Origin of the sequence: Thauera sp. WH-1, from assembly GCF_047806685.1 — a bacterium.
GTDB lineage: Bacteria > Pseudomonadota > Gammaproteobacteria > Burkholderiales > Rhodocyclaceae > Thauera.
The window spans coordinates 1-20,196 of record NZ_JBLQGP010000006.1 but is presented as its reverse complement, the minus strand read 5'-3'; the positions used below and the strand labels follow the sequence as shown (position 1 = coordinate 20,196).

Annotated in this window: 14 protein-coding genes; 9 read left to right on the top strand and 5 right to left on the bottom strand. The window is 69.3% G+C overall.

Annotated elements, in window-relative coordinates:
* Position 1: 1 nt before the first annotated feature.
* On the bottom strand, positions 2 to 1,003 hold the full coding sequence (locus ACMV5O_RS07850) for an amidoligase family protein (protein ID WP_416162944.1): 1,002 nt from the start codon (positions 1,001 to 1,003) through the stop codon (positions 2 to 4).
* A 312-nt stretch (positions 1,004 to 1,315) separates the two neighbouring features.
* On the opposite strand from ACMV5O_RS07850, the gene ACMV5O_RS07845 reads away from it, so the two are divergent.
* Positions 1,316 to 1,888 (top strand): phasin family protein, encoded by a 573-nt coding sequence (locus ACMV5O_RS07845; RefSeq protein WP_416162943.1) that lies wholly within the window; start codon positions 1,316 to 1,318, stop codon positions 1,886 to 1,888.
* A 164-nt stretch (positions 1,889 to 2,052) separates the two neighbouring features.
* On the opposite strand, the gene ACMV5O_RS07840 is transcribed toward ACMV5O_RS07845, so the two are convergent.
* A complete protein-coding gene (locus ACMV5O_RS07840; protein ID WP_416162942.1) occupies positions 2,053 to 2,490 on the bottom strand; it encodes a gamma-glutamylcyclotransferase family protein in 438 nt (145 codons plus the stop codon).
* 465 nt (positions 2,491 to 2,955) lie between these two features.
* Here ACMV5O_RS07840 and ACMV5O_RS07835 point away from each other — a divergent pair, with 465 nt between their 5' ends.
* The 6 genes from ACMV5O_RS07835 (at position 2,956) to cls (ending at position 10,426) form a co-directional block, all read left to right on the top strand.
* Entirely contained in the window at positions 2,956 to 4,542 is a 1,587-nt protein-coding gene (locus ACMV5O_RS07835; RefSeq protein WP_416162941.1) for a Re/Si-specific NAD(P)(+) transhydrogenase subunit alpha, read from the top strand.
* A gap of 22 nt (positions 4,543 to 4,564) precedes the next feature.
* The gene (gene pntB / locus ACMV5O_RS07830) at positions 4,565 to 5,968 is read left to right on the top strand and encodes a Re/Si-specific NAD(P)(+) transhydrogenase subunit beta (protein ID WP_416162940.1); all 1,404 of its coding nucleotides are present in this window, start codon (positions 4,565 to 4,567) and stop codon (positions 5,966 to 5,968) included.
* A gap of 139 nt (positions 5,969 to 6,107) precedes the next feature.
* A complete protein-coding gene (locus tag ACMV5O_RS07825) occupies positions 6,108 to 6,893 on the top strand; it encodes a (Fe-S)-binding protein (protein WP_416162939.1) in 786 nt (261 codons plus the stop codon).
* Between the two features lie 3 nt (positions 6,894 to 6,896).
* Positions 6,897 to 8,306, top strand: coding sequence for a LutB/LldF family L-lactate oxidation iron-sulfur protein (locus ACMV5O_RS07820; protein ID WP_416162938.1), 1,410 nt, complete (start codon positions 6,897 to 6,899; stop codon positions 8,304 to 8,306).
* On the top strand, positions 8,303 to 8,965 hold the full coding sequence (locus ACMV5O_RS07815; protein WP_416162937.1) for a LutC/YkgG family protein: 663 nt from the start codon (positions 8,303 to 8,305) through the stop codon (positions 8,963 to 8,965). Before ACMV5O_RS07820 ends, ACMV5O_RS07815 begins: the two co-directional genes overlap by 4 nt.
* Before the next feature lie 27 nt (positions 8,966 to 8,992).
* Positions 8,993 to 10,426, top strand: coding sequence for a cardiolipin synthase (gene cls / locus ACMV5O_RS07810; RefSeq protein ID WP_416162936.1), 1,434 nt, complete (start codon positions 8,993 to 8,995; stop codon positions 10,424 to 10,426).
* Here the strand turns inward: cls and ACMV5O_RS07805 are convergent.
* The 3 genes from ACMV5O_RS07805 to ACMV5O_RS07795 form a co-directional block, all read right to left on the bottom strand.
* Positions 10,407 to 13,160, bottom strand: a complete 2,754-nt coding sequence (locus ACMV5O_RS07805; protein WP_416162935.1) for a molybdopterin-dependent oxidoreductase — start codon at positions 13,158 to 13,160, stop codon at positions 10,407 to 10,409. The genes cls and ACMV5O_RS07805 overlap by 20 nt on opposite strands.
* 16 nt (positions 13,161 to 13,176) lie before the next feature.
* Positions 13,177 to 14,892: a protein kinase domain-containing protein gene (locus ACMV5O_RS07800; RefSeq protein ID WP_416163095.1), complete on the bottom strand. Its 1,716-nt coding sequence runs from the start codon at positions 14,890 to 14,892 to the stop codon at positions 13,177 to 13,179.
* A 72-nt stretch (positions 14,893 to 14,964) separates the two neighbouring features.
* A complete protein-coding gene (locus tag ACMV5O_RS07795) occupies positions 14,965 to 16,179 on the bottom strand; it encodes a nitrate/nitrite transporter (protein ID WP_416162934.1) in 1,215 nt (404 codons plus the stop codon).
* A 336-nt stretch (positions 16,180 to 16,515) separates the two neighbouring features.
* Between ACMV5O_RS07795 and cas1f the strand changes: the two genes are divergently transcribed.
* Both cas1f and cas3f read left to right on the top strand, forming a co-directional pair.
* Entirely contained in the window at positions 16,516 to 17,493 is a 978-nt protein-coding gene (cas1f, locus tag ACMV5O_RS07790; RefSeq protein ID WP_416162933.1) for a type I-F CRISPR-associated endonuclease Cas1f, read from the top strand.
* Complete coding sequence (cas3f, locus tag ACMV5O_RS07785; RefSeq protein WP_416162932.1) at positions 17,490 to 19,913, top strand: type I-F CRISPR-associated helicase Cas3f; 2,424 nt, start codon at positions 17,490 to 17,492, stop codon at positions 19,911 to 19,913. The genes cas1f and cas3f overlap by 4 nt, the downstream gene beginning before the upstream one ends.
* Positions 19,914 to 20,196 lie beyond the last annotated feature (283 nt).

Below are 20,196 nucleotides of genomic sequence, written 5' to 3'. Positions count from 1 at the left end.
CTCAAGCCTCGCCAAGCCACTCGGCCTCCAGCACGGCGACCCAGTCGCCGAGCAGGCGGTCGAGCGGGCGCGACAGGTGCTCGAGGTAGGCCGCGCAGCAGCCCTTGAGTCGGGCCTCGTCCGCCGCCAGCCGCTCGACCTCCACCCAGTCGTTCCAGGCCAGGTACAGGCCCCAGTCGGGCTTGTGGATGTCGCAGTCGGGCAGGCGGTAGTGGAAGGTGGGCCGGGGCTTGACCAGCGGGTCGCTCACCACCTCGCGCACACGCGCCTCATCCAGATACAGGAACAGCGGCAGCAGGTCGAGCGCGCGGTTGCGCGTCGGATTGTCGGCGAGGTAGTCGTCGATCAGCGTGCCGAGCGCGGGCCAGTAGCCGGGCGCGATCACCTTGCGCGCATAGTCGAGCGGGAAAGGATCGACATAGCGGCTGACGCGGCGCGCGATGTCGATGTCGGCGCGCGCGAACAGCCAGTCGTACAGGCACAGGAAGGCCTTCAGGCAGGCGGTGATCGAGCGCGCGCCGGTGTCGTGCAGTTCGGGGTTGAGCTGCATGCCGAAGGCACTGATCAGGCTGTCCGAGGTGCCCTTCGCCCCCGCGGCGCGCAGCTGGGCGACGAGCGCCTCGACCTCGCCGAGGCGTTCGAGCGCCAGCGGCGGGCTGATGACCTCCACCGGCACCACCGCTTCGGCCACCCAGGCCAGCGCCTCCTCGGCCGAGCGCTCGAGCTCGCCCGCCAGCGAGTCCGCCGCACGCGCCTCGCGGCCGAGACGCTTGAGCAGGTCGAAATCGAGCTCCACCACCCAGTCGCCCGCCGGGTCGCCCTTGAGCACCCGCTCGTAGCGCCCCCGGCTATGCACCGCAAGGCCCAGGAAGCCGGCCACGCAGGCCGCCAGCTCGTCGAGCCGCAAGCCGCTCATCTCGAGCTCGACGCCGACGCGGCGCACGCCGCCTTCGGCCGTGTGCAGCCACGGGGGCTGCTTCAGTTCCCGCACGGGATTGCGCACCAACCGTCTCCCAAGTGCTGCAGGCCGGGGCGGGCCACGCCCGCTGCCTGCAAAGTCCGACCATCGCTCACGGCCCGATTCGGGATCATAACGAAGCGCGTCCCGTCATGCGTCTGCAATAGGCGCAAGCTCAAATATACTGCGTCGCACAAGAAATTCCTCGGCCATATCGATCCCAGCCTCCGGGCCTTGACAGCGGCAACAAGCGGCCTATACTTGGAACCATGTTGCGCCGCACCATTTTTACCAAGCGGCCTTATCCTGAGCTTCGATCACCCCTAACCCTCAACCACCCAATCAAGGAAATCCACCATGAGCGCCATTGCCACCCGCGAGCACTTCGCCACCGCCCACAAGGCCAGCATCGAGACCTTCGCCACGCTGACCAACAAGGCCTTCGCCCAGTTCGAGCGCCTGAGCGCCCTCAACGTTAACGCCGCCCGCAGCGCCCTGGAAGACAGCCTGGCCGCCGTCCAGAGCCTGCAGTCGGCCAAGAACCCGCAAGAGCTGATCGCGCTGCAGGCCTCGCTGGCCCAGCCGATGCTCGACAAGGCCATCGCCTACGGCCGCAGCGTGCAGGAGATCACCAGCGAAGCGCAGCAGGAGATCACCAAGCTGTTCGAAGCCCAGGTCGCCGAGATCAACAAGACCTTCGCCGACACCCTGGAGCGCGCTGCCAAGACCGCGCCGGCCGGCTCCGAGCCGGTGTTCGCCGCCATCAAGTCGGCCATGGCCCTGTCCAGCGACGTCTATGACAGCGTCAGCAAGGCCACCAAGCAGGTTGCCGAAGTTGCCGAAGCCAACGTCGCCGCCGCGACCGAAGCCACCGTCGAAGCCGTGAAGGCCACCTCGGCCAAGACCACGGCTGCCGCCAAGGCTGCCTGATCGCGCCCTGCCAGCGCCGGGCCTGCACGGCCGGCGCTCGCGACGATGCCGCCCAGGTCAGACCGGGCGGCTTTTTTGCCTTCTCGTGTGCCTGCCCACTCGTGTCCCCGCTCCTCTGCCAGATCGCCCCTCCGCCTCGAGGCCGGCCAGGCATTGCGCCCCTGTCACGGTCGCGCAAGCCGCCGGTAGACCCAGGCCGGGCCACCGTCCTCCAGCTCGAGCTCGACGCGCTCGTAGCGCAGCCCGAGGCGTTCGTAGCGGTCGAGGCGGCGCAGTTCCCCGGCCTCGACCACGAAGACCTCGCCCGCGGTCTGCGCGCCCGGCTGCGGCCTCACGTCCAGGCCGACCTTGGCATGGCCTGGCAACACCGCCGCCTGGGTGGGTGCGTGGCGGCCGATGACCAGGCCGCGCACCAGCGGATTGCGCAAGGTACCGAAGGCGAACACACGATGCGGCACGCCCTGCTCGATCGGCGCCAGGCCTGCAGGCGGCTCGTAGCCCCAGGGGCTGAGCATCAGGTGCCAGGTGCCGCCCGCAGCCAGCAACACGATGGCGACGGCCACGCCGCCCAGGCGGCGCCAGCGCCACACTGCTTTCGTCATGTTCGATGATTCCGCTGCCACCTTCGCTCCCCCGGTTGTGCTGCCCTGCGGCCGATCGGCGGCCTGCGCTGCCGGCGCGCCGGCGATCCCGAACGAAATGCTTGACACCAGGATCCTTCGGCAGATCCCATTGGGGCGGCGAGGCGATCCTGAGCCAGCGACCGGTTTCAAGCTCGAACGGACGTCAGCGGAAGCCGCCTTCGCCACCGGCGCCAACTTCGCCCTCAGCTGCGGCCCGCGCATGCTGTGGAGTGCGCAAGTGCGCCGGCATCACCCTCAACAAAACAACATGGATAACCCAATGCATATGACCATGGCTCGCGGGACCACGCTTCGTGGCCCCCGCCTCGCGCTCCAGCCCGGGAGCGCGCCAAACCCGAGGACAGCCGCCGCTGGCCTGCACCCCCGCGCCGCCGGTGCGACGTCCACCCGCCTTTCGGCCGGAACCCTCGAGGAGTCGCGATCATGAGTCTGCTGATCGGAGTCCCGAAGGAAAGCTTCGCCGCCGAGAAGCGCGTGGCGACCGTGCCCGAGGTCGTGACCAAGCTGGTCAAGCTGGGTTTCGCCGTCGCGGTCGAAAGCGGCGCCGGCGCAGCGGCCAACTTCTCGGACGAGGACTACCGCGCTGCCGGCGCAGAGGTCCTGCCCAGCGCAGCCGAGCTCCTGGGGCGCGCGGACATCGTCTTCAAGGTGCGCCCGCCGGCGCTGGAAGAGGTCGCGCTGCTGCGCGAGGGTGCGACGCTGATCGGCTTCGTCTGGCCGGCGCAGAACCCCGATCTGATGGCGGCCCTGCAGGCGCGCAAGGCCACCGTGCTGGCGATGGACTGCCTGCCGCGGCAACTGAGCCGCGCGCAGAAGATGGACGCGCTGTCATCCATGGCCGGCATCAGCGGCTATCGCGCGGTGGTCGAGGCGGCGAACGCCTTCGGCCGCTTCTTCAACGGCCAGATCACCGCCGCGGGCAAGGTGCCGCCGGCCAGGGTCTTCATCGCCGGCGCCGGCGTGGCCGGCCTCGCGGCGATCGGCACCGCGGCCAACCTGGGTGCGGTCGTGCGCGCCAACGACACCCGCGCCGAAGTCGCCGACCAGGTGGTCTCGCTCGGTGGCGAGTTCGTCAAGGTCGATTACGAGGAAGAAGGCTCGGGCGGCGGCGGCTACGCCAAGGTCATGAGCGAGGGCTTCCAGGCCGCGCAGCGCGCCATGTATGCGCGCGAGGCGAAGGATGCCGACATCGTCATCACCACCGCGCTGATCCCGGGCAAGCCCGCGCCCAAGCTGATCACCGCCGAGATGGTGCAGAGCATGAAGCCGGGCAGCGTGATCGTCGACCTCGCGGCCGAGCAGGGCGGCAACTGCGAACTGACCGTGCCCGGCGAGGCGGTGGTGCGCCACGGCGTGACCATCATCGGCTACACCGACCTGCTCAGCCGCCTGGCCAAGCAGTCGTCCACGCTGTACTCGAACAACCTGCTGCGCCTGGCCGAGGAACTGTGCAAGGCCAAGGACGGCAACATCGTCGTCAACTTCGACGACGACGCGATCCGCGGCCTCACCGTGATCAAGGCAGGCGAGCTCACCTGGCCCGCACCGCCGCCCAAGCTGCCCGCAGCGGCCAAGCCCAAGGCGTCCGCCGCGCCGATCGCCGCGCCCAAGGGCCACGGCCACGGCGCCGGCGCACCGATGTCGGTCAAGTCGCTGGCCATCGTGTTCGGCGTCGGCGCGCTGCTGTTCCTGCTCGTCGGCCTGTACGCCCCGGCCAGCTTCCTCACCCACTTCACGGTGTTCGTGCTGGCCTGCTTCGTCGGCTACATGGTGGTGTGGAACGTCACGCCCTCGCTGCACACGCCGCTGATGAGCGTGACCAACGCCATCTCGTCGATCATCGCCATCGGCGCCCTGGTGCAGATCGCCCCGCCGCTGGCCGAAGGCGCCACCGACCGTCCCGGTGGCCTGATCGGCATCCTCGCCTTCGTGGCCATCACCCTCACCGCCGTCAACATGTTCGGCGGCTTCGCGGTCACCCGTCGCATGCTCGCGATGTTCCGCAAGTAAGGAGAAGACAATGACCTCAAGCATGGCCACTGTCTCGTACATCGGCGCCACCATCCTCTTCATCCTCAGCCTGGGCGGGCTCGCCCACCCCGAGACCGCTCGTCGCGGCAACCTGTTCGGCATCGTCGGCATGGGCATCGCGGTGCTGGCCACCGTGTTCGGCCCGCAGGTGTCCTTGGGCGGCATCCCGTGGATCGTCATCGCCCTCGTCATCGGCGCCGCCGTCGGCCTCTACGCCGCCAAGAAGGTGCAGATGACGCAGATGCCCGAGCTCGTCGCGCTGATGCACAGCCTGGTGGGCCTGGCCGCCTGCCTGGTGGGCTTCGCGAGCTATGTGGACACCTCCCTGGTGTTCCCCACCGCCGCCGAGAAGTCCATCCACGAGGTGGAGATCTACATCGGCATCCTGATCGGTGCGGTCACCTTCTCCGGCTCGCTGATCGCCTTCGGCAAGCTCTCCGGCAAGATCGGCGGCAAGCCGCTGTTGCTGCCGGCGCGGCATTTCCTCAACCTGTTCGGCCTCGTGCTGGTGATCCTGCTCGGCAACTGGTTCCTGAACACGCACTCGACCAGCGTCGGCGTGACGCTGCTGCTGGTGATGACCGTGATCGCCCTGGCCTTCGGCGTGCACATGGTGATGGCGATCGGCGGCGCCGACATGCCGGTGGTGGTCTCGATGCTCAACAGCTACTCCGGCTGGGCGGCGGCGGCCACCGGCTTCATGCTCGGCAACGACCTGCTGATCGTGGTCGGCGCGCTGGTCGGCTCGTCGGGTGCGATCCTGTCCTACATCATGTGCCGGGCGATGAACCGCAACTTCCTCAGCGTCATCGCCGGCGGCTTCGGCTCCGGCGGCGGCGCGCCCGCGGCGGCGGCCGACGGCTCGGAACCGGCCGGCGAGGTCACGCCGATCAGCGCGGTGGATACCGCCGAGCTGCTGCGCGAGGCCAAGAACGTCGTGATCGTGCCGGGCTACGGCATGGCGGTGGCGCAGGCCCAGCACGTGGTGTGCGAGATCGTCAATGTGCTGCGCGGCCAGGGCATCAACGTGCGCTTCGCCATCCACCCGGTGGCCGGTCGCATGCCGGGCCACATGAACGTGCTGCTGGCCGAGGCCAAGGTGCCCTACGACATCGTGCTCGAGATGGACGAGATCAACGAGGACTTCCCGGACACCGACGTGGCGATCGTGATCGGCGCCAACGACATCGTGAACCCGGCGGCGCAGGAGGATCCGGCCAGCCCGATCGCCGGCATGCCGGTGCTCGAGGTATGGAAGGCGCGCACCTCCATCGTCATGAAGCGCAGCATGGCCTCCGGCTACGCCGGGGTCGACAACCCGCTGTTCTACAAGGACAACAACCGCATGCTGTTCGGCGACGCGCGCAAGATGCTCGATGAAGTCCTCGGTGCGCTGAGCGCCTGAGCTAGAAGGGGTAATATCCGAGGCTCGCGCCTCGGGTAGCGCGGGCATGGCGGCGACAACCGCCATGCCCGCATTTTTATGCGCATCTGCGTGCCGCCCCTGGCCGGACAGTCGTACGGACAACCTGGAGGCTCACCGCATGCTCGAACCCCGCAGCGAATCACGCCCGACCGCGCCGCGCGTCGCGCTCTTCGTCACCTGTCTGGTGGATGCGATGCGCCCCAGTGTCGGCTTTGCCGCACTCAAGCTGCTGCGCGACGCCGGCTGCCGGGTCGAGGTCCCGCAGGCGCAGACCTGCTGCGGCCAGCCCGCCTTCAACAGTGGCGACACCGCGCACGCGGCCACGCTGGCGCGTCACTTCATCGACACCTTCGAGGGCTACGACTACGTGGTCGCGCCTTCCGGCTCCTGCGTCGGCATGACGCGCGCGCACTATGCCGAGGCCCTCGCCGACGATCCGGCCTGGGCCGAGCGCGCACGCCGGCTCGGCGAGCGGACCCACGAACTGATGAGCTTCCTGGTCGACGTGATGCGCTACGCACCGGCCGACGTGAAGCTCGACCGCAGCTTCACCTACCACGACAGTTGCTCGGGCCTGCGCGAGCTCGGCGTGCACGACCAGCCGCGCGCCCTGCTCGGCCAGGTCGCCGGGCTCACGCTGAAACCGCTCGAAGGCAACGACGTGTGCTGCGGCTTCGGCGGCACCTTCTGCGTCAAGTATCCGGCGATCTCCAACGCCATCGTCGGCGAGAAGGCCGAGGCCATCGAGCGCAGCGGCGCCGAGCTGCTGCTCGGCGGCGACCTCGGCTGCCTGATGAACATGGCGGGCAAGCTCAGACGCAAGGGCTCGAGCGTGCGCGCCTTCCACGCCGCCGAGGTGCTCGCCGGCATGGGCGACGGGCCGGCCATCGGCGAGGAGGACTGAGCCATGGAAGAAGCCACGCTGTCCTTCAAGGCCCGCGCCGAACGTGCGCTGGCCAACCCCACGCTGAAGATCGCGATCGACCGCACCACCGGCACCGCCGAGCGCAAGCGCGCGGTGGCGATTAGCCAGTTCCCGCAGTTCGAGGCGGCGCGCGAGCGCGGCAAGCGCATCAAGGACCACGTCATCGCCAACCTCGACCACTACCTGCTGGAGTTCGAGCGCAACGCGATCGCCTCCGGCGCCAAGGTGTACTGGGCGGCGACCGCCGACGAGGCCTCGCAGATCGTCGTGCGCCTGTGCAAGGAAGCCGGCGCGAAGCGCGTCACCCGGGTCAAGTCGATGTTGGGCGAGGAGATCGGCCTGCCCCACGCGCTCGACGAGGCCGGGATCGAGCGCGTCGAGACCGACCTTGCCGAGCACATCGTGCAGCTGGGCGGCGACCGCCCCTCGCACATCGTGTGGCCGTCGATGCACCGCACGCGCGAGCAGGTGTCGGAGATGTTCAAGCGCCTGCACCGCGCCCCGCACCAGGAAGAGACCATCGAGGCCATGGTCGACAGCGCCCGCCGCGAGCTGCGCGACAAGTTCCTGTCGGCCGACGTCGCCATCTCGGGAGCCAACTTCCTGCTCGCCGACACCGGCGCCACCTGCACGGTGACCAACGAGGGCAACGCCGAGCTCACCACCACGCCGCCGCGGGTGCACATCGTCACCGCCGGCATCGAGAAGCTCGTCCCCAGCATGGGCCACGCGATCGCCATGCTGCGCCTGCTGGTGCGCTCGGCCACCGGCGCCGACGTCACCCAGTACACCACCTTCCACTGCGGGCCGAAGCAGGCCGGCGATCGCGACGGCCCGGAAGAGTTCCACATCGTGCTGGTCGACAACGGCCGCACGCGCATGCTGCGCGAGGGCATGCAGGAGATGCTGCGCTGCATCCGCTGCGGCGCCTGCATGAACCACTGCGTCGTCTTCCGCCAGCTCGGCGGCCACGTCTATGGCGGCACCTATCCCGGGCCGATGGGCGCGGTGCTGACGCCGGTGTTCGACGGTCTGGAAAAGTCCCGCGACCTGCCGCACGCGTGCACGATGAACGGCAAGTGCCAGGAGGTGTGCCCGGTGGCGATCCCGCTGCCGACCCTGCTGCGCGGCTGGCGCGACCGCTCGTGGCGCGAGGGGCTGGAGCCGGCCGCCGCCCGTTTTGGCCTGGGCATCCACACCTTCGTCGCCTCGCGCCCCCGGCTCTACCGCCTGGGGACGGCGATCGCGGTGCGCATGATGCGGCTCTTCAGCCGCGGCGGCGTGGTGCGCGGCCTGCCGGGGCTGGGCGCGTGGACCGCGCACCGCGAGTTTCCGGCGCCGGCCAGGCGAACCTTCATGGAAATGCTCAAGGATCAGGAGAACGCACGATGAGCGCGCGCGAAGCCATCCTCAACGCCGTGCGCGGCGCCCTCGGCCCGCGCACGCCCGACCCCGCGGCGCTGCGGCGCGAGGCCGACGCCCTGCTCGCGGAGCTCCCCGCGATCCGCCCCAACCTGCTTGCGGACGACCTGGTGGAGGCCTTCATCGCGCGGCTGGTCACCCCCAAGGTGGCCGCCACTGCCGAGCGCATCGCCGACCCAGCCGAGCTGCCGGCCGCGGTGGCGCGCTACCTCGAGGCGCGCGCCCTGCCCGCGGCGATCGCCCTGCAGCCGGCCGCCGTGCTGCAGGCGCTCGACTGGTCGGGCTTCGAGCTCCACGACCGCGTCGCGCCCGACGAGACCCTGGCGGTGGGCTTCGCGCGCTGGGGCATCGCCGAGACCGGCTCGCTGGTCTTCCACTCGGATGCCGAGACGCCGATCCTGGCCAACTTCCTGCCGCTGCACCACCTGGTGATGGTGCGCGCCGACAAGGTGCTCGCCTACCTCGACGACTACGCCGCGGCCATCGCCGGCGCGCGCCTGCCGCGCAACGTCAACATCATCACCGGCGCCAGCGGCACCACCGACATCGAGGGCAGCCTGGTGCTCGGCGCCCACGGCCCGCGCTACCTGCATGTGGTGATCGTCGGCGAGGCCGCGGGCGGCGGCTGAAGGCCGGCACAGCGAGAGGCCACCCGCATGCCGACCCCCCGCAGGCGTGCCGTATTCGCGGCCGTCTTCATCGCCCACACGCTCGGCATCCTGTCCTCGATCGACGCCTTGATGTCGACCCGCACTGCGCCCGGCGCCGTCGCCTGGATCGTGTCCCTGAGCACCTTCCCCTACGCCGCCGTGCCCGCCTACTGGGTGTTCGGGCGCAACCGCTTCAACGGCTACGTGATCGGCCGCCGCGAGGACGACAGCCGGCTCTATCGCGATCTCGCGCAGAAGATGTCGCACGTCGACGACTACGCCACCGCGCTGCCCGCGCGGCAACAGGAGCTGCAGGTGCTGGAGCGCCTGGCCAAGCTGCCGCTGCTGGGCGGCAACCAGGCCGAACTGCTGATCGACGGCGAGGCTGCCTTCGACAGCATGCTGGCCGGCATCGACGCCGCCGAGCGCTACCTGCTGGTGCAGTTCTACATCGTGCGCGACGACGCGCTCGGTCGCGAACTCAAGCGCCGCCTCGAGGCCAGGGCGCGCAGCGGCGTCAAGGTGCACTTCCTGTACGACGAGATCGGCAGCTACCGTCTGCCCCGCCGCTACCTGGCCGAGCTGCGCGCCGCCGGGGTCGAGGTCCGCCCCTTCCACTCCACCCAGGGCTCGGGCAACCGCTTCCAGCTCAACTTCCGCAACCACCGCAAGATCATCGTCGCCGACGGCCAGCATGGCTGGGTCGGCGGCTTCAACGTCGGCGACGAGTACCTGGGCCGCGACCGCCGCATCGGCCCCTGGCGCGACACCCACATGAAGCTGTCGGGGCCGGCGGTGTTCAGCCTGCAACTGTCCTTCCTCGAAGACTGGCACTGGGCAAGCGGCGAGGTGCTCGACTTCGACTGGCAGCCCGCCAGCGCGGCCGACCGCGGCGTACCGATCCTGATGCTGCCCAGCGGCCCCGCCGACCGCTTCGAGACCGCCAGCCTGATGGTGCAGCATGCGCTGGCCGCGGCACGCCAGCGCGCCTGGATCGCCAGCCCCTACTTCGTGCCCGACGAGTCGGTGCTCAACGCGCTCAAGCTCGCCGCGCTGCGCGGGGTGGACGTGCGCGTGCTGATTCCCGAGCGCCCCGACAACCTGCTGACCTGGCTGGCCGCCTATGCCTTCGTCGGCCCCCTGCTCGAGGCCGGCGTGCGCATCCACCGCTACCAGGCCGGCTTCCTGCACGGCAAAACGATGCTGATCGACGACGGCGCCTCGGCGGTGGGCACGGTCAACCTCGACAACCGCTCCTTCCGCCTCAACTTCGAGATCACCGCCTGGGTGCTGGACGAGAACTTTGGCCGCGAGATGGCCGCCATGTTCGAGACCGACTTCGCGCGCTCGCGCGAGATGACGCTGGCCGAGGTGCTGGAACAGCCCTGGTGGTTCCGCGCCGCCTCGCGCGCGGCCCACCTCACCGCACCGGTGCTGTGAGCATGCGCCGGATCTCCGGCACGCAGGAGCCACAGGACGTGCCGCAGGCGAGTTGCGCCTGCAGCGCATCGAAATCGGCGCCGGCGCCGATCGCGGCGACGATCTCGTTCTCGGAGACGTTCAGGCAGTTGCACACGATGCGCCCCCGCCCCACGGCCGCCGCGGGCGGCGCCGACAGCGGCGCCAGCAACCAGCGCCGCAGCGCGGCGGTGGACTGGGCCTCCACCATCAGCTCGCGCAGCCATGCACCGGCCAGGGTCTCGCCGGCCAGGCGCAGGCCGACCAGGCGCTCGTCCTCGATCAGCGCGCGCTTGCTGATGCCGCGGCGCGGATCCTCGTAGCTCACCACGCAATCGTCATCGAGCCCGAGCAGGACATCGAGCTCGGCCAGCCAGGCCGGCGGAATCGGCTGGTCGTGCGCCACCCGCATCACCACCGCGGCGGTGTCGCGCCCGGCGAGCGCGAGCGAAGCGTAGGCGAAACGCTCCAGCCACGGCACCAGGGCCTCGGCCTGCTCGGTGGCCGCGCATCCGTCGCGCTCCACGCGCATCAGCAGCATCTGCCAGGGCAGTTCGGCGCGCTCGATGGCGATCGCGGTGTGCTTGAGCTCGGGTTGCTTCGAGAACGGGTCGAACTCGCCGCCGACCAGCAGGTTGATGCCGCCCGAGTCGAGCACGTTGCGCCCCCAGTGCATGGCCACGAAAGCCTGGCCGCGGCGCACCTCGTCGGAGGCGTACGCGCGCAGCACCAGCTTGCCGCGCCGGCTCGACACCCGCAGCAGCTCGCCGCTGCGCAGGCCGCGGGCCTGCAGGTCGGCCGGGTTGAGCTCGATGCGGGCCTCGTCCACATGGCTGTACAGGCGCGCCACCTTGCCGCTGCGGCTCATGCCGTGCCACTGGTCGCGCAGGCGGCCGGTGGTGAGATGCAGCGGATAGCGCTCATCGACCTGCTCCGCCGTGCCCGCCTGCACCGGCACCACGAAGCGCGCGCGACCGCTCGCGGTGGGGAAGCAGCCGTCGGCGTACAGGCGCGCCTGGCCCGCCGCCCCTGCCGTGCGCGCCGCGGCCGGAAACGGCCACTGCTGCGGGCCGGCGGCGTCGAGCAGGGCGTAATCGAGCCCGGTGATGTCGAGGTCGCGACCGGCCGTGCTCGCCACATGCTCGGCGAAGATCGCCTCCACCCCGTCGTAGGCGAACATGCGCGCGGCCTGCGGCTTGCCGATCAGCGGCCCCAGCGCACGTGCGAAGTCGCACACGATGCGCCAGTCGGGCCGCGCCTCGGCGGGCGGCGGCAGGGCCCGGCGCACGTGGGTGATGCGGCGCTCGGAATTGGTCACCGTGCCCTCCTTTTCGCCCCAGGTCGCCGCCGGCAGCATGAGGTCGGCAAAGGGCGCCGTCTCGGTGCTGCGAAACGCTTCCTGCAGCACGACGAAGTCGCAGCACTGCAAGGCCTCGCGCACCAGCTCGAGCTCGGGCATCGACTGCGCCGGATTGGTGCAGGCGATCCACAGCGCCTTGATGCGGCCCTCGCGCGCGGCCTGGAACAGCTCGACCGCGGTCAGCCCCGGCGTGGCGGGCACGCTATCCACCCCCCACAAGCGGGCGACCTCTTCGCGGTGCGCCGGGTTGGCCAGGTCGCGGTGGGCCGACAGCAGGTTGGCCAGCCCGCCCACCTCGCGCCCGCCCATGGCGTTGGGCTGGCCGGTGAGCGAGAACGGCCCGCAGCCGGGCTTGCCGATCTTGCCGGTGGCGAGCGACAGCGCGATCAGCGCCGTGCCGTTGTGCGTGCCATGGGTGGACTGGTTGAGCCCCTGGCACCACAGCGACAGCGCCGCCGCCGACTGCCCCCACCAGCGAGCAGCGGTGACGATGTCGGCCGCGGGCACGCCGCAGACCTCGGCCGCCGCGGCCGGCGTGATGTCGCGCACGTGCTCGCGCAAGGCGTCGAAGCCCTCGGTGTGGGCGGCGATGAAATCGGCATCGACCAGGCCCTCGTCCAGCAGCACGTGCAGCATCGCGTTGTACAGCCAGATGTCGGTACCGGGCAGGATGGCCAGGTGCAGGTCGGCACTGGCGGCGGTGTCGGTGCGGCGCGGATCGACCACGATCAGCTTCATGTGCGGGCGTGCCTTCCTCGCGTCCTCGATGCGGCGGAAGGCGACCGGATGGGCGTAGGCCGGGTTGGCGCCGGCGATCAGGATGCAATCGGCGTGATCGAAGTCCTCGTAGGCACAGGGCGGCGCATCCGCGCCCAGGGTCTGCTTGTAGGCGGCGACCGCGCTCGACATGCACAGGCGCGAGTTGGTGTCGACGTTGTTGCTGCCGATCAGGCCCTTCATCGCCTTGTTGAAGACGTAGTAGTCCTCGGTCAGCAACTGGCCGGAGATGTAGAAGGCCACCGCATCCGGTCCATGGGTATTGATGACCTCGGCGAAGCGGCCGGCGGCGGTGGCGATGGCCTCGTCCCAGCCCACGCGCTGGCGCGGCTCGCCACGCGTGCGGCGCAGTTCGGGGTGCAGCAGCCGCGTCTGCGGCCGGGCGCTCAGGTGCAGGGTCGAGCCCTTGGTGCACAGGCGGCCGAAATTGGCCGGATGGGCGGGGTCGCCGCGCACGCCGCTGATGCGTTCGCCATCGTGTTCGATCAGCACGCCGCAGCCGACGCCGCAATAGGGGCAGGTTGATCGGGTCTCCGTCGTCGACGGGGAGGCGCGCTGCAGTTGCACATCGGAAATCATGACGGGGCCTCTGGTTCTAGTGGCGGCTGAGCAGGTACAGCAGCACGAGGTTGAGTGCGAGCGACAGCGCGGCGACGATCTTCAGCGCCAGGCGCGGATTGCGCTCGAGCAAGGGCACGCGGCGGCGGCTGGCGAGCGGGCGGCTGGCGCCGCGCTCGAGCGCGAGCAGGAACTCCTCGGCGGTCTCGAAGCGATCCTGCGGCTCGCGCGCGCAAGCCTTGAGCAGCACGTTCTCGAGCCACTCGGGGGTGTCGGGGCGGTAGCGCGTCGGCGGCACCGGCGCGCCGAAGCGTGGATGCTGGAAGGGCTCGATCTCGCCGTAGGGGTATTTGCGCGTCAGCAGTTCGTAGAGCGTGACGCCGCAGGCGTAGAGGTCGGACGACTCGTTGGCCTGGCCGCCGGCAAACAGCTCGGGCGCCATGTAGGACGGCGTGCCCGGGTTGTTGATCTCGGCCAGGTCCTCGGCGTCGGCGGCCGCCACCCCGAGATCGAGCAGGCGCAGCTCCCCGCTGCGGTCGATGTGCACGTTGTCGGGCTTGATGTCGCGATGCACGATGCCCAGCCGGTGCAGCACCGCCACCCGACGCAGCAAGGCGCGGCCGATGCCGACCAGCTCGTGCGCCTCATGGCGGTGACCGCGGGCGAGGCTCGCCTTCAGCGTCTCGCCCTCGTGCCAGCTCATCAGGTAGTACAGGTGCGCGCGCGGATGGTCGCACACGCGCGGAAAGCCCTTGCCCGGCACCCGGCGCGCCAGCCACTCCTCGCGCACCAGCGCGCTCACCGCCTCGTCATCATCGGCCTCCGGGCGCAGCGTCTTCAGCACCAGGGCCTCGCCCCCGGCGAGCCGGGTGACGCGGTAGAGCAAGGTGACGCGCGATTCGTGCAGCACCTCCTCGACCCGCAGGCCGTCGATCGTCTGCCCGGGCTTGAGGCGCGGCGGCAGCGGCAGGCGGTGGCCTTCGGCGAGGCGGTCGCGCAGCTTGTCCGCCGGCAAGGTCTCGACATTGGCGACCAGCGCGGTGGCGTTGTCCGTCGCCCCCCGCCGCAGCGCCCCCTGGGCAAGCGCATCGGCCGCCTGCTGGGCGTCCGCCTGCGCCTGCAGCACGGCGGCAATGCCGGCGTCGCCGAGCGTCGTCCACACACCATCGGTGACGAGCACGAAGCGGTCGCCGGCGGCCAGCTCGCCATCGTCGTGGTCGACCAGCAGGCGCGCCTCGAGCCCGATCGCGCGGCGCAGCACGTTGTCGAACTCGGGGTGTTCCCAGGTGTGGTCCTCGGTCAGGCGCAGCAGCTCGCCCGCCCGCCAGCGATAGGCGCGCGAATCGCCCACATGGGCGACGTGGTAGCGCCGGCCGCGCAGCACCACCGCGGTCAGCGTGGTCGCCATGCCGGCATACTCGCGCGCCTTCGCCGACTGGCCGAGCAGCCAGCGATTGACGGCGCCGAGCACGGTGTCGACCGACTTGTCGACGCCCCAGGTCTGCGGCGTCGAGTAGTAGTCGGCAAGCAGGCTGCGCACCGTCTGCTCGGCCGCCTCGCGCCCATGGGCATGGCCGCCCACGCCGTCGGCCACCGCCAGCAGCATGCCCTTGGCCTCGAGCTCCTCGCCTTCGGGCGTGGCGGCGCCGACGAAGTCCTCGTTGCGCGGCCGCGGCCCCTGCGCACTGGCATGGCCCAGGCTGACCTGCAGGCCGGGCACGCCCCGCGCCGGACGCGGCACGGCGTTCGCCACCGCGCCGGACTCGGGAAAGTCGATGATCGTGCCCACGATGCCTCCGTTGCTGCGCTGACTGGCGGGGCGGCGTCAGATCTTCGCCGCGGTCAGGTGGGCCGCGCCCCAGGTCGTGCGCCAGCGCGTCTTCACCGCGGTGAGGCCGATCAGCGCGAACACGGCGAGCGCGGCGAACACCAGGAAGCCGATCTGGTAGCTGCCCGTGACCTGCTTCGAATAGCCGAGCGAGGACGCCAGGTAGAAGCCGCCGACGCCGCCCGCCATGCCGACCAGGCCGGTCATGACGCCGATCTCGCGCCGGAAGCGCTGCGGCACGAGCTGGAACACCGCGCCGTTACCCATGCCCAGCGCGAGCATCGCGCCCACGAACACCACCAGCGCCATCCACGCCTCGGGCAGGCCGATGCTGACGAGGGCGAGGAAGAACGCGGCGAACACATACATCACGCTGAGCGACTTCACGCCGCCGATGCGGTCCGCCACGTTGCCGCCGATCGGGCGCACCAGCGAGCCGGCGAACACGCAGCCGGCGGTGAAGAAGCCCGCCATCTTCGGGTCCAGTCCGTACTGGGTATTGAAGTAGATCACCAGCGAGGACGCCAGGCCGACGAAGCCGCCGAAGGTGACCGCGTAGAAGAACATGAACCACCACGCGTCCTTGTCCTTGAGCACCTTCAGGTACTCGGCGAAGGTCTTGGGCGGCGGCGCGTCCGGCGCGTCCTTGGCCATGAAGCAGAAGGCGACGAGCACGATCACCAGCGGAATCAGCGCGATGCCGAAGACGTTGTGCCAGCCGAAGGCCATCGCCAGGCCGGGGGCAAAGAGCGCGGCAAAGGCGGTGCCGGAGTTGCCCGCCCCGGCGATGCCCATCGCCGTGCCCTGGTGCTCGGGCGGATACCAGCGCGAAGCCAGCGGCAGCGCCGCCGCGAACGATGCGCCGGCGACGCCGAGGAAGACGCCCAGCACCAGCACCTCGGTGAAGGAATGCACGCCGGCGACCCAGGCATAGGCGAGCGCCAGGATCACGATGACCTGGCCGATGATCGCCGCCTTCTTCGGCGACAGGCGATCGACCGCCACGCCCATGACGATGCGCAGCAGCGCCCCGGCCAGCACCGGCGTCGCCACCATCAGGCCCTTCTCGGAATGGGACAGGCCGAGGTCGGCCGAGATGCCCACCGCCAGCGGCCCAAGCAACACCCACACCATGAAGGCAAGGTCGAAATACAGGAAGGCGGCGATCAGCGTCGGCGTATGGCCGGCCTGCAGGAAGGATTTCTTGTCCATGTCGAACTCCAGAGTCATGCGTCGTATGCACCTTTGGTGCAGGAAACTTCAGCGCAAGACTCCGTTGCCCGATGGGCCCGCCAACTTTGGCGGGCCTGGCGCTGTGCTGGTGAGTGATCAGCAAGCCGCGTGCCAGAGGTGGATTTTCAATACTTCAATAACTTAGCGAATTCGACCCGCAACGCGCACGCACGATATTGGTGCCTTTCATCAGGATGCAGTGCACAAAAGCAGTGCATGGCGCGATCCCATGGCAGCGGCGAACCGGAATTTGCGTGAAGTCACCCTATACTCGGGGGCGTATTCAAATGGCGTGACCCGACTGGAGAGTCCAGCATGAATGCATTCTCGCCGTCCGACCTCAAGACCATCCTGCACTCGAAGCGCGCGAACCTTTACTACCTGGAGCACTGTCGTGTCCTGGTGAACGGCGGCAGGGTTGAGTACGTCACCGACGAGGGCAGTCGGTCCCTCTACTGGAACATCCCGATCGCCAACACCACGACCCTCCTCCTCGGCACGGGAACCTCGATCACCCAGGCAGCGATGCGCGAGCTTGCAAAGGCTGGCGTGCTGGTGGGCTTTTGTGGTGGCGGCGGCACGCCACTCTTCACGGCCAACGAGGTGGACTTCGACGTCGCCTGGTTCTCGCCACAAAGCGAATACCGACCCACGGAATACCTGCAGTCGTGGGTCCGTTTCTGGTTCGACGACGCCTCGCGTCTTCGAGCGGCCAAAACCATCCAGCAGGCCCGGCTGACACGCATCGCCGCCCATTGGACGAACAACCGAACCCTCGCGGAAGCGGAATTCGTCATACCCCGTGAGCGGCTGGCGGCGGCACTCGATGCATCCCGGCGAGTCATGCTCGCCGCACCAGACAACACCGCCCTGCTCACCGAAGAGGCCCGCCTGACCAAGACGCTGTTCAAGCTCGCCTGCGACGCCACCGACTATGGCGAATTCACCCGCGCCAAGGGTGGCAGCGGTGGCGATCCCGCGAACCGCTTCCTCGACCACGGCAATTACCTCGCCTACGGGATGGGCGCCACCGCCACTTGGGTGCTCGGTCTGCCGCACGGATTGGCCGTGCTTCACGGCAAGACGCGGCGTGGCGGGTTGGTGTTCGACGTTGCAGACCTGGTCAAGGACGCGGTCATCCTGCCGCAGGCCTTCGTGTCGGCGATGCGTGGCGACAGCGAGCAGGAATTTCGCGACAGCTGCATCGAGACGCTAGTCCAGACCGAGTCGCTGGACTTCATGATCGATACCCTGAAGGCCATCGCCACCGAAACCGGGAAGCACGCCGGATGAACGTGCTGCTCATCTCCCAATGCAGCAAGAACGCGCTCACCGAGACTCGTCGGATCCTCGACCAGTTTGCGGAACGCCGCGGTGATCGTACCTGGCAGACGCCCATCACCCAGAGCGGACTGGAAACCCTCCACCGCCTGCTGCGCAAGACCGCGCGCAAGAACACCGCCGTGGCCTGCCACTGGATTCGGAGCAAGGACCACAGCGAGCTGCTGTGGATCGTTGGCGATGCTAGGCAATTCAATGAGCGGGGCGCGACGCCGACCAACATGACGCGGCGCAACGTGTTGCGTGCCGAATCGGAGAACGACTGGCACAGCCTCACCGTCATCCACTTGCTGGCCTCGCTCGCGGCGCTGCTGCACGACCTCGGCAAAGCCTGCCTCGCCTTTCAGCAAAGACTCACCGTGACGGGACCAGTAGCACGCAACCTGTATCGCCACGAGTGGGTATCGCTGCGTCTGTTTCAGGCCTTCGTCGGCAACAGCACCGACGCCGAATGGCTGGGGCGGCTCATCGCCCCGTCTGCGGAAGATGACGAGAGCTGGACCGCGAGGCTGTTGCGTGACGGAGACGACCCCAAGGCCCGCGACAACAAGCCGTTCTCCGTCCTACCGCCGCTTGCGCGGACGGTCGCGTGGCTGGTGCTGACCCATCACCGTTTGCCGCTCATGCCGACGAAGCATGCCAATGGCCAATGGAAGTGGCTGGGGGCACGTGTACCCGATCTGAGCGCGGCCCAATTGGACAACCTCCTGGAGAAGGTGGACGCGAACTGGAACGAGCTTTCTGACGGAGCGAACAAGGACGCGATCGAGCCTTACTGGCGGTTCCCCCACGGCCTTCCGATCACAACCGACGCCTGGCGCAAGCGCAGCGCACGCGTGGCACGCCGGTTGCTGGCAATCGTGCAAAGCGCGGATGCTCGCGACTGGCTGCACGATCCCTACGTGATGCACCTCGGCCGTCTGGGTCTGATGCTGGCGGATCACCACTACTCCAGCCTTACCGATCCGGCCGCGCGCAGCGACCTCAACCCAGCCTATCCACTGTTCGCCAATACCGACCGCAAGACCGGCAAGTTCAATCAGACGCTCGACGAACATCTGCTCGGCGTCGCGCGGCACGCCGGCATGGTCTCCCATGCGCTGCCCGGCTTCGAGCATCACCTGCCACGGCTGGTCCGCCACAAGGGCCTGCGCAAACGCAGCGCCGACGCCCGCTTCCGCTGGCAGGACCGCGCGGCCGATCTCGCCGAAGCAATCCGCGAACCCGCCGCCCGCCATGGCGCCTTCATCGTCAACATGGCCTCCACCGGCTGCGGCAAGACGCTGGCCAATGCGCGCATCATGAACGCGCTCGCCGACCCGTCCCGGGGCTTGCGCTGTGCCTTCGCACTCGGCCTGCGCACTCTTACGCTGCAGACCGGTCGCGCCTTCCGCGACGAACTCCAGCTGTCCGACGATGCGCTGGCGATCCGCGTCGGAGGGGCCGCCAACCGCGAACTGTTCGAGCACTACGAGCAACTCGCCGAGCAGAGCGGATCGGCATCCACCCAGGCCTTGCTGCCGGAGGACGCGGGCGTGGTGTTCGAGGGCAACACTGCCCACCCCTTGCTGCAGCGCCTGTCTCACGACCCCCGAATCCATAAGCTAATCGCCGCGCCGCTGCTCGTGTGCACCATCGACCACCTCACACCGGCCACCGAAAGCCAGCGTGGTGGCGGGCAGATTGCCCCGATGCTGCGCCTGATGAGTGGCGACCTGGTGCTGGACGAACCCGACGATTTCGACATCGACGACCTGCCCGCCCTGGCCCGCCTGGTGCATTGGGCCGGCCTGCTCGGCAGCCGCGTGCTGCTGTCCTCCGCCACCCTGCCGCCGGCACTGGTGCAAGGGCTGTTCGAGGCCTATCTCGACGGGCGGCGCTGGTTCCAGCGCAATCGCGGCGAACGGCCTGGCGCCTCACCAGAGGTGTGCTGCATGTGGGTGGATGAGTTCGATCAGACCCGGCGCGACTGTGACGAAGGCGACGCGTTCGCCACCCAACAGTTGGCGTTCGCCCAGCGCCGCCATGCGCGCCTCGCCAAGGAGGCCGCAAGACGACGTGCCGAACTCCGGCCGCTGCCGCTCGCGGGCAAGGCGCACGAGGTGTTGCGGCCCACCATGGCCGCAAGCATGCGCGAAGCAGCCTTGAACCTGCACGCCGTACACCACGCCATCGACCCCCAATCCGGCAAGCGCGTCAGCTTCGGCCTGATCCGCATGGCCAACATCGACCCGCTGGTCGATGTCGCGCTGGCCCTCTACGCCCTCGGCGCCCCGGACGACACCCGGATACACCTCTGCACCTACCACTCGCAATATCCGTTGCTGATCCGCTCGGCCATCGAGCACCGCCTGGACGCCGCCCTCAACTGAGTGTGGTCACCCGATTTGATGCTCCGATGATCACGTAGCGCGATGGCCTGCAGAGGCCCGCCGCCGAATGGAAACGCCGCCCGGTGATGCTGAGGGGGCGGCGTTTGTGCTTGAGGACGGTTCAGAACGGTGGATCGTCCGGGCAGGCCGAGCGAAACAGGTCAGGCTGGGCGAAGTCGGGTTCGACGAGGTGCTCGCGCGATCGCTCCCGGTAATAGCGCTCGATCTGGCCGAGGTAGTGGGACTCGAAGAGCATGACGAAGTCGTGGAGCACGCCCTGAAG

Excerpts from the sequence above, each read along its gene's own strand:
- ACMV5O_RS07815 (WP_416162937.1), top strand. The coding sequence starts at position 8,303 with ATGAGCGCGCGCGAAGCCATCCTCAACGCCGTGCGCGGCGCCCTCGGC.
- ACMV5O_RS07795 (WP_416162934.1), bottom strand. The coding sequence starts at position 16,179 with ATGGACAAGAAATCCTTCCTGCAGGCCGGCCATACGCCGACGCTGATC.
- cls (WP_416162936.1), top strand. The coding sequence starts at position 8,993 with ATGCCGACCCCCCGCAGGCGTGCCGTATTCGCGGCCGTCTTCATCGCC.
- ACMV5O_RS07840 (WP_416162942.1), bottom strand. The coding sequence starts at position 2,490 with ATGACGAAAGCAGTGTGGCGCTGGCGCCGCCTGGGCGGCGTGGCCGTC.
- ACMV5O_RS07805 (WP_416162935.1), bottom strand. The coding sequence starts at position 13,160 with ATGATTTCCGATGTGCAACTGCAGCGCGCCTCCCCGTCGACGACGGAG.
- cas3f (WP_416162932.1), top strand. The coding sequence starts at position 17,490 with ATGAACGTGCTGCTCATCTCCCAATGCAGCAAGAACGCGCTCACCGAG.
- ACMV5O_RS07845 (WP_416162943.1), top strand. The coding sequence starts at position 1,316 with ATGAGCGCCATTGCCACCCGCGAGCACTTCGCCACCGCCCACAAGGCC.
- pntB (WP_416162940.1), top strand. The coding sequence starts at position 4,565 with ATGGCCACTGTCTCGTACATCGGCGCCACCATCCTCTTCATCCTCAGC.
- ACMV5O_RS07820 (WP_416162938.1), top strand. The coding sequence starts at position 6,897 with ATGGAAGAAGCCACGCTGTCCTTCAAGGCCCGCGCCGAACGTGCGCTG.
- ACMV5O_RS07825 (WP_416162939.1), top strand. The coding sequence starts at position 6,108 with ATGCTCGAACCCCGCAGCGAATCACGCCCGACCGCGCCGCGCGTCGCG.
- cas1f (WP_416162933.1), top strand. The coding sequence starts at position 16,516 with ATGAATGCATTCTCGCCGTCCGACCTCAAGACCATCCTGCACTCGAAG.
- ACMV5O_RS07835 (WP_416162941.1), top strand. The coding sequence starts at position 2,956 with ATGAGTCTGCTGATCGGAGTCCCGAAGGAAAGCTTCGCCGCCGAGAAG.